Source organism: Rahnella perminowiae, from assembly GCF_019049755.1.
Taxonomy (GTDB): Bacteria; Pseudomonadota; Gammaproteobacteria; order Enterobacterales; family Enterobacteriaceae; genus Rahnella; species Rahnella perminowiae.
The window spans coordinates 1-5,575 of record NZ_JAFMOS010000346.1 but is presented as its reverse complement, the minus strand read 5'-3'; the positions used below and the strand labels follow the sequence as shown (position 1 = coordinate 5,575).

The 5,575-nt window shown below is 50.3% G+C and carries 3 protein-coding genes; all 3 read left to right on the top strand.

Translation table 11 applies throughout. From position 1 onward, the window contains the following. Nucleotides 1–143 precede the first annotated feature (143 nt). The 3 genes from J1785_RS03840 to J1785_RS03830 all read left to right on the top strand — a co-directional run bounded on the left by J1785_RS03840 (nucleotide 144) and on the right by J1785_RS03830 (nucleotide 5,215). The gene (locus tag J1785_RS03840; protein WP_217218855.1) at nucleotides 144–2,273 is read left to right on the top strand and encodes a TonB-dependent siderophore receptor; all 2,130 of its coding nucleotides are present in this window, start codon (nucleotides 144–146) and stop codon (nucleotides 2,271–2,273) included. 46 nt (nucleotides 2,274–2,319) lie between these two features. Then, nucleotides 2,320–3,414, top strand: coding sequence for an ABC transporter substrate-binding protein (locus tag J1785_RS03835; RefSeq protein ID WP_129953748.1), 1,095 nt, complete (start codon nucleotides 2,320–2,322; stop codon nucleotides 3,412–3,414). 247 nt (nucleotides 3,415–3,661) lie between these two features. Beyond that, nucleotides 3,662–5,215: a peptide MFS transporter gene (locus tag J1785_RS03830; protein WP_217138892.1), complete on the top strand. Its 1,554-nt coding sequence runs from the start codon at nucleotides 3,662–3,664 to the stop codon at nucleotides 5,213–5,215. Nucleotides 5,216–5,575 lie beyond the last annotated feature (360 nt).

The window sequence follows — 5,575 nt, the reverse complement described above, 5'->3', positions numbered from 1 at the left end:
GTTTTCCTTTGCCGGATCAGAATAACAACATTAACCGGACAGGTCAGGAGCGTTAACCGGACACACTGTGTGTCTGTCGTTACTGGTATGTCCGGAATTTCTTTACGGAAAAAGACGTCATTTTTAACACCGGGTTCATTGAAATGAAGAATAACACGCTGTTTGATTTTAAAAGAAAAGACCACCCAGCCATTTTAGCTGCGATTTATGGTGTCGTGATGCTGACACCTGCTACAGGATATTCAGCGGGGGAAACCGATACGTTAACGATCACCGGGCCGGGAGTTGACGATCAATCATATAGCGCCGGAACCAGTTCTGTTGCCAGTAAAACGCCCACCTCGCGTCTTAACGAGGCACAGTCAGTCAGTGTGGTAACCCGGCAACAACTGGACGACTATCAGGCCACAAACCTGGCTGATGCGATGCATTTTGTCAGTGGTGTCAGTGAGGGGAATACTCTCGCAGGTACGGAAGATGGATTTGTCCGCCGTGGATTTGGTTCCAACTCTGATGGCTCCGTTTATCGCGACGGCGTGCGCAGCAGCCAGGGTCTCAATTTTGATGCCACTACCGAACGTGTTGAAGTGTTAAAAGGTTCAGCATCATTGCTCTACGGGATCCAAAATCCCGGCGGTGTCATTAACCTTGTCAGTAAAAAGCCGCAGTATGACTGGCACACGAAAGTCAGCGGACGTTACGCCAGTGAAGGCGGCGGGGCAGGGACAGTCGATGTCACCGGTCCGCTTGGCAATGGTTTTGCCGTGCGCATGATTGCGGAAAAACAAGATCAGGATTACTGGCGTAATTTTGGCAGCGATAAGCACACGCTGATTTCGCCTTCGCTGCAATGGTATGGCGAAAAGGCCAGTTTTCTGATCAGCTATTCAGATTACCGCTACGATATACCTTATGATCGCGGAACCGCTTTTATTAACGGTAAGCCTATCGATATCGGCTATAAAAACCGGCTGGATGATAAATCAAACCGTGCCTGGGGCCATAATAAAACGCTCAACGCTCACTATGACTGGCAGTTCAGCGATGACTGGAGTACTCGTCTGACGCTTGGCTGGAACCAGCGCCGCTACAATAATGACGAGGTCAGGGTGACGGCGGTGAACACCACCACCGGCGCCGTGACGCGCAGGGCGGATGCCAACCGCGGTTTTAACCATAAGACCAAATACGTTTCCTGGGATCTGCTGGGTACGCAGGACATTCTGGGCATGAATCATGATCTTGTGCTGGGTACAGACTATGAGATGAACCAGACGTATCGTGCACATCAATACCAGGGAAAAGCCAACAGCAGCTTTAACTATTTTGATCCGCAATATGACATTCTCTCCCCGGTCGCCAACAGCACCACTGAGAATACGGCTAATGGCAATAACCTGAACCGGATCCACAGCCGGTCGGTTTATGCAAAAGACAGCATTTCACTGACATCAGACTGGATTGCGGTCGTGGGTGGCCGCTATCAGCACTATGAGCAACGTGCTTCAAAAGGCTTTGATCCGGTTGTTCAGACACTGGATTCCGAAGGGAATAAGTTTTTGCCACAGGCCGGTCTGATTTATAAAGTCACGCCCGATGTGTCTTTATACAGCAGCGTCAGTAAATCCTTTACCCCCTCAACGGATGTCGATGATGATGGCAATGTCGGAAAGCCTGAACAGGGCACCACCTGGGAAGTGGGCAGTAAATGGCAGATTACGCCACGCATGTTTGCCAGCGTGGCGCTTTACCGCATCGATGAACGTGACATGTCACTGAGCATTAACGGCGAAACACGCGCCATTGATAAAGCGCGTTCCAGCGGAGCAGAGTTTGAACTGAATGGTGAAATCTTTCCTGACTGGGAAGTCAGTGCCAGTTACAGCTATGACCAGGCCAAAATTGTGGATGATGGTGAAAATTCAGCGAATAACGGCAACCGCTTACAAAATGCGCCGCGTCATTCGGGTGCGCTCTATCTGAGCCATAATCTGGTGATTAACGGCCTGCCGGGAGATTTCCGTATCGGTGGCGGTGCGCGTTATGTGGGGAGCCGGGCGGGAGACCCGGAAAACAGTTTCACGCTGCCTGATTATATTGTGGCTGACAGCTTTGTTGCATGGAATAACCGTCTGTTCGGGGAGAAGACACAGCTTAAACTCAACCTGAATAATCTGTTTAACAAACATTATTACACGTCCAGCGGCGGTAACCTGCGCGTACGTGAAGGTGAAACCCGTAATCTTATGGTGCAGGCAAGTGTTGAATTCTGATCGGCGGTTTTTGCCGCGCGCGCATCTGATGCGCAAATACAGTGTCATGACGATGGTTTTTATGCTGCTGGCACTGACGGGCGTCGGTGTGCAGGCACGCACCGTCATCGATATCGACGGTAACCCGGTGAACATTCCCGATAATCCGCAACGTATCGTGCTTGGCGAAAGCCGGATGCTTTATACGCTGGCCCTGCTGGAAACCGGTGACCCTGTGAAACGGGTTGTCGGCTGGCCACTCGATTTGAAGAAATATGACCGCCAGACCTGGAATATTTTTGCCCGGCGTTTTCCGCAGATGTTGGCGATTCCGTCGCTGGGGTTGGGCGGAACAAATGATATGAACCCTGAAAAGGTGCTGGCGCTCAAACCGGATCTGGTGATCCTGCCCAGTCTTGCGCGCTATGACGATGCAGATTTGCGTCTTAAAGAGATGCTCAACGCGGCGCATATTCCGGTAGTGAAAATCGATCTTCGTGTCCATCTGCTGAAAAATACTCAGCGCAGTGTGAATATTCTGGGCGAAGTGCTTAACCAGACTGCACGGGCTCAGGCGTTTAATCATTTTTATGATGCGCATATGCAGGTCATTCATGATCGGCTGGCCACTTATTCCGGCCATAAACCGACGGTGTTGCTTCAGTTACATCTTGGACGCCGCAATGAATGCTGTGTGACTGCTGTGAAAGGTAGCCTGGGTGAACTACTCAATTTTGCCGGAGGGGATAATATCGCCGGAAAAACAGTGCAAGGGGTCTTTGGCCGGCTGAATGAGGAAACGGTCATCATGGCGCAACCTGAGGTTTATTTCGCCACAGGGGCCGGTTCCGCTGAAGATCAGAATGATTTGAAACTGGGGCCTGAAATCACACCGGAAATAGCCCAGCAAAGTCTGCGGGAACTCACCGCCAGACAGAACGGATTGCGGGAACTTAAAGCGCTGCATAACGGCCACACCGGGATGATATGGCAAAATTTCTACCTCAGCCCGTGGCATGTTGCCGCCACCGAGTTTATGGCAAAAGCCCTTTATCCTGAACTGTTTGCGGATATCGAACCTGAACAGACGTTAAAACAACTCTTTCACGATTATCTGCCCATACCTTATAGCGGCACCTATTTTGCTCACGGTAGCCTGTGAAAGAGAATGCATTTCTCTCATGCGGATTTTTTCGTAAATTGACCTGCCATGTCCGTTTTTTTGCCGCTATAAAATCTGTAAAAGTGGACATTAGTCGACTTTTCCTCTAAAACTTCTGCGGTTAATGCCAGACAATACCGGTATTCAGCAATCAAATAATAACCGCTGAATGCTTAAGAGCGGCTGCAAGACAGCCGCCGGGCAAGGGTATTCACAACGATTACGACAGACTTTCTCTGGAGAATTTATGCATTCCTCTGTTAATAAAAACGAAAGCCGGACTTTCTTCGGCCATCCTTATCCGCTCGGCTCATTGTTCTTCACTGAAATGTGGGAGCGGTTCTCGTTTTATGGCATCCGTCCCTTACTTATCCTGTTTATGGCGGCGACGGTTTACGACGGCGGCATGGGGCTTGCACGCGAAAACGCCTCGGCTATCGTCGGTATATTTGCTGGCTGTATGTATCTGGCGGCACTGCCGGGGGGCTGGCTGGCAGATAACTGGCTCGGGCAGCAGAGGGCGGTCTGGTACGGATCGATTCTGATTGCGCTCGGCCATCTGTCGATCGCGCTTTCCGCTTTCATGGGCGACAGCCTGTTTTTCATCGGCCTGATGTTCATTGTTCTCGGCTCAGGCCTGTTCAAAACATGCATCTCGGTTATGGTGGGCACACTGTATAAAAAAGGTGATGCGCGTCGTGACGGCGGTTTCTCATTGTTTTACATGGGTATTAATATGGGGTCGTTTATCGCGCCGCTGATCTCCGGCTGGCTGATAAAAACGCATGGCTGGCACTGGGGCTTTGGTATCGGGGGAATCGGTATGCTGGTGGCGCTGATTATCTTCCGCCTGTATGCCGTGCCTTCCATGAAACGTTACGACAGCGAAGTAGGTCTGGATTCGACCTGGAACAGTCCGGTTGCTAAGAAAAACGGCGTGGGTGCCTGGCTGCTGGTACTGGCTGCGGCTGTGGCAGCCATCGTTGCGCTGATCTCGCAGGGGGTGATCGTCATTAACCCGGTTGCCGTCGCCAGCGTGCTGGTGTATGTAATAGCGGCGTCAGTTGCCCTCTATTTTATCTATCTGTTCCTGTTCGCCGGACTTAACCGCAAAGAGCGCGCCAGACTGCTGGTGTGTTTCATTTTGTTAGTTTCGGCAGCCTTCTTCTGGTCTGCGTTTGAACAGAAACCGACTTCATTTAACCTGTTCGCTAACGACTATACCAACCGGATGATCGGCGATTTCGAAATTCCTGCCGTCTGGTTCCAGTCTATTAATGCACTGTTCATTATCCTGCTGGCCCCGGTATTCAGCTGGGCATGGCCGTTGCTGGCGCGTAAAAATGTGCGCCCGAGTAGCATCACCAAGTTTATCATTGGTATTTTGTGTGCGGCAGCGGGCTTCGGGATCATGATGATGGCTGCCCAGAACGTTCTGAACAGCGGCGGAGCAGGCGTATCACCCTTATGGCTGGTGGGAAGCATTTTGATGCTGACACTCGGCGAGCTGTGCCTGAGCCCGATTGGACTGGCGACGATGACGCTGCTGGCACCGGAAAGAATGCGCGGTCAGATGATGGGCCTGTGGTTTTGCGCCAGCGCGCTGGGGAATCTGGCGGCCGGTTTGATTGGCGGGCATGTAAAAGCCGATCAACTGGATATGCTGCCTGATCTCTTCGCACGTTGTTCCATTGCGTTGCTGATCTGCGCTGCGGTACTGTTCATCCTCATTATTCCGGTGCGAAGAATGCTGGAAAATACCGGATCGAAGACAGAGCAAAAAAACGTAACGCATGCCTGATCGCGGATGATGTGATTTTCGAATACTGATAAGAACCAATAAGGCCGGGATGATGACCGGCCTTATTTTTAGATTTTCAGGATGCATTGATTTACAATGGGCTTACGATTTCAGTGCGCATAATCATGATTATGTTAAATTGCGGTGCATTCAGCGCAATGATTGCTTTGACCGCCCCCTTTTTCAATAAGTCTTCATGATCTTTAATGGCAAAAATGTTTTCAATTGTCTGATTTGTGATGAAGTACATCCCTCATTGGCTTTGATGATTTACACTTACACTTACACTTACACTTACACTTACACTTACACTTACACTTACACTTACGCTATGCTTAAGATATAACTTTTCTTTTAAAT

Coding starts and splice junctions, on each gene's coding strand:
- J1785_RS03840 (WP_217218855.1), top strand. CDS start 144: ATGAAGAATAACACGCTGTTTGATTTTAAAAGAAAAGACCACCCAGCC.
- J1785_RS03835 (WP_129953748.1), top strand. CDS start 2,320: ATGACGATGGTTTTTATGCTGCTGGCACTGACGGGCGTCGGTGTGCAG.
- J1785_RS03830 (WP_217138892.1), top strand. CDS start 3,662: ATGCATTCCTCTGTTAATAAAAACGAAAGCCGGACTTTCTTCGGCCAT.